The 1,001-nt window shown below is 41.2% G+C and carries 2 pseudogenes; both read left to right on the forward strand.

Annotation, left to right across the window (positions count from 1 at the left end):
• Window positions 1–812 (forward strand): annotated as a pseudogene (locus QUW60_RS15015) (hypothetical protein); the annotation flags it as partial.
• Window positions 790–1,001 (forward strand): annotated as a pseudogene (locus QUW60_RS15020) (hypothetical protein); the annotation flags it as partial. The pseudogenes QUW60_RS15015 and QUW60_RS15020, both read left to right, overlap by 23 nt.

The following is a 1,001-nucleotide window of genomic DNA, read 5'->3' on the forward strand; positions in this document are numbered from 1 at the left end:
ACGACACATTTGAGGATGATTCTTGGTACGATGACAGCTGGTCTGACGACAGCAACAATGACAGCGATAATCCTCTTGATACGGGCAATGACAATTTTGTTCAGGTCGGTACTGACGGTTGGGGCGATGATGTCTATTACAATTCGAATGATGATACCTATTACATTGACATAGACGGTGACGGCTTTGTTGATTCGGCCTATGTCAATGACGGTTATGACGAATCTGATTCCGGTGACGACTGGAGTTCGGGCGATGAAACCACGACTCCGCCAGACCCTGACCCTCTTCCTGACCCGGGAGATGCTCCGGCTGATTCCGGTGAGGGGGAATTGGGTGGAGGAAGCGGTGAGGTTGAACAAGGGGGTGATGGTAACAATCAGCAGTCCCAATCTCCTCCTCCCGTGCCTTTCAATGAGGCTGAACAGAAGAAGGTAAATTCTCTGCTGAGTATCTTGGAAAAGAACCATGGGATCAATCCTTCCAAATATACGATTATGAAATCAAATAATTGTAGTGTGCTTGCAAGGACTGAAAAGAGTGGGATAATTGTACTTTGTAATGAATTTTTCAATAGACCAGGATTGTCAGATATAGACAGGTTGGCAACAATATGGCATGAGATGTACCATTTTGATCATAAGCATTATGTGACAGAATATAAAAGCACACTGTTCAAGAGTGGTCCTCTTGAGTTGTGGCGGATGGGTGTTCCTTCTGAAATTAAAGATTTTATAGAGAAACAGATAGAGTCTGAGCTTGGAATAAATTTAGAAAAATTGAGTGGCGATGAAAAAAAATTATTATCTTAAAACGATAGAAGTGCATTATCATCATAGATTGACTTATTCATTGTATAATACTCCTTCGTCTTATTATGAGAATGAAATCAATACGCATGAAGCGGAAAAGGCTGAATTCCCGGATTCGGAGGTTTCGGATTCTTATAGAAAAGAAAGAGACCATTTAATTTGGGAGTATACTGAAATTCAAAAAGAAAT

Source organism: Bacteroides gallinaceum (assembly GCF_030373775.1).
GTDB classification, from domain to species: Bacteria; Bacteroidota; Bacteroidia; order Bacteroidales; family Bacteroidaceae; genus Phocaeicola; species Phocaeicola excrementipullorum.